Source organism: Nocardia sp. NPDC060220 (assembly GCF_042727815.1).
In the GTDB taxonomy this organism is placed as follows: Bacteria; Actinomycetota; Actinomycetes; order Mycobacteriales; family Mycobacteriaceae; genus Nocardia.
In genome coordinates, this window is the sequence record NZ_JBHWZY010000901.1 from 1 (window position 1) to 2,685 (window position 2,685).

At 66.6% G+C, this 2,685-nt stretch carries 2 protein-coding genes; both read left to right on the top strand.

Translation table 11 applies throughout. The features are described from left to right. Positions 1 to 1,808: hypothetical protein (locus tag ACFWF3_RS31455; RefSeq protein ID WP_379317392.1), on the top strand; the 1,808-nt coding region annotated here is incomplete at its 5' end. 79 nt (positions 1,809 to 1,887) lie between these two features. Continuing rightward, entirely contained in the window at positions 1,888 to 2,463 is a 576-nt protein-coding gene (locus ACFWF3_RS31460) for a TerD family protein (protein WP_067457219.1), read from the top strand. Positions 2,464 to 2,685 lie beyond the last annotated feature (222 nt).

Sequence of the window (2,685 nt, forward strand, 5' to 3'; positions counted from 1 at the left end):
CGGGCCTTTTCCTCGGGACCGACTGGGCGCAGCCGCAGATCCTCATCCCGGCGCTGAGTACCGGCTCCTTGCGCAGCGCCAACGCCGACACCATGGTGTTGGAGGCGGTGAGTGATCTGCGATTGCTCGCGGTCGCCAAGGGCGAATATCAGCATGCGCTGGTGTCGGCCGAAGAGGCCGAGGATCACCTGTCGCAGGTGCTCGCGGTGAATCTGTCGCTGCTGTTCTCCCCGCCCACCGAGGCAGAGCGGGAACAGCAGGGGCGGATGGCGCAGGTCTCGCGCGAGCTGCTGCACTACCTCGTCGCCGAGGTCGGGTACGAGAAGGTGCTGGAGAACCTGGTCGACGAGATCTGGCGCATTCTGCGGCAGCGGCCCATCCAGGTCGACGGGGTCAAACGGATGATCACCCAGATCGCCGTCGCCCGGGCGAATCCCGACGTGGATCTCGGCGCCAGCGGCCTCGGCGCCGACCGGCTGATCAGTAGTCTCTACGGAACCACCGAGGGGTGCAGGGAAGACCCCGGGGTCGAGATCTACCGCACGCGGCTGGAATCGATGGACGACAGTGCGTTGCAGTACGAGGCAACGGGATTCGCGCGGTCCATGCACGACACCGGGCTGGTGTCGCCGTATCACGCTGTGCTGCTGCGCTTTCTGCTCACCAAGGGTGAGTATCTGCTCGGCGAGGCGATGGGCTTGTCCAGCACCGGCCGCGACAGCCTGCTCTGCTATCACGAACTCGTCCACAGTCTCATCGAGCAGGCTGTGCACGTCGAAACGGCGCAGTGCGTGTACGGACTCACGTTGCTGCTCGAACGCGGCATCCTCTATCAGCCGCCGGTCGCGCCCGCGCTGTGGCGCCAACTGGCACTGCGGCTTTCACCGCACTCGCGCCGGCGGCTGACCCAGGTGTTCGGGCCGACGCCGGAGCCGCGGGCGTGGCTGCTGTCGGGGATGCTGTCGGTTCTCGGCCTGCCGCTGGGAATCGGGCAGGGCGACAACCCCACCTGCCAATCGGCGCGAGCACTGTCGATGTGGGCCTACAACGACCCCGACTATCTGCTGCAGACGCTGGTGTGGGCCGCGCGCGACGACGAGATCGTGATGCACTTCGAAGGGCAGCCGATCTCCTCGCGCGAGACCGAGGACACGGAATCGACCGCGCTGCAACTGGATCTGGACCCCGTCTCGCTGCTGGTGGTACCGCACCTGGACCGGATCTACGCGCAGATGGGACGGCGCTGTATCGGCCGCGACGGCGACCCACACCGCTGGATCAACCCGGAATTCCACGGCTGGTGGTCCGGCCGCGGCTTCCGGATCAATGTCGATGTCGCCACCGGCTTGCTGACCGACCTCGACGAGTTCCTGCGCCACTTCTACGCGGGCTATCACCCCTTCTACAACGGCAACCAGCCGGTGATCCACCCGCAGCCCGCCGGTATCGCCGTCACCGACAGCGCGGCCCGCTTCGTCGGCTGGCACGCGATCACCGTGCTGCGCGTCAGCCTCGACCCGCAGGACGTGATGCGGGTGTACTTCTACAACCCGAACAACGACAGCGGACAGGACTGGGGCGACGGGGTCGTCGTCGGAACAGCCGGGCACGGTGAGCGTTTCGGCGAAGCGTCGCTGCCCTTCGAGCAATTCGCCTCGCGGCTCTACATCTTCCATTTCGACCCGCTCGAGCCGGGTGAGCTGGCCGCCGTCGAGCGCGCGGAGCTGGACCGGGTGATCGGCTATCTCCGGCGCAGTTGGGGCGCCGACCGCATGCCCGTGGAAACAGGTGCGGCCGAACAGGATTGATCACAGCAAACGTTCAGAGTCGAACGTTAGGGTGTGGTCGTCGGCGCGCTTCGTGCCGCGATGAGCAAGGGGATTCGATATGGGTGTCAGCTTGTCCAAGGGCGGCAATGTCTCACTGACCAAGGCGGCGCCGAACCTCACCGCCGTCGCGGTCGGCCTCGGCTGGGATCTGCGGACCACCACGGGCACGGACTTCGACCTCGACGCCAGCGCCATCGGCCTCGGCGCCGACAAGAAGGTGGTGTCGAGCGGGCACTTCGTCTTCTTCAACAACCTGAAGTCGCCCGAGGGCGCGATCGAGCACGCGGGCGACAACACCACCGGCGCCGGCGACGGTGACGACGAGACGATCAACGTCGACCTGGCCAACACCCCGGCCACGATCGACTCCATCGTGTTCCCGGTCTCGATCTACGACGCCGCCACCCGCAACCAGTCCTTCGGCCAGGTGCGCAACGCCTACATCCGCGTCCTCGACCGCAGCAACGGCGAGGAACTGGCGCGCTACGACCTCTCCGAGGACGCGTCCACCGAAACCGCCATGGTCTTCGGCGAGCTGTACCGCAACGGCGCCGAGTGGAAGTTCCGCGCCACCGGCCAGGGCTACGCCTCCGGCCTGGAAGGCATCGCCCGCGATTTCGGCGTCAACCTGTAGTGGTGCCGGTCAGCTGCGGAACTTCTCGAAAGCCGGGAAGGCGCGCAGCTGACCACCCCAGCTTTTCAGCAGCCGGATTCCACGGAGCGGCCCAATTCACCCGCGGTGGGTGAGGCGGTGTGTACCGCGGGCACCGAGCATCGGGTGGACGGGTCGACCGAGCTGAGGAGCTGATTTGCGATGGCATTGGACTACGACGATCGCACCGATTTCGAGAATGCC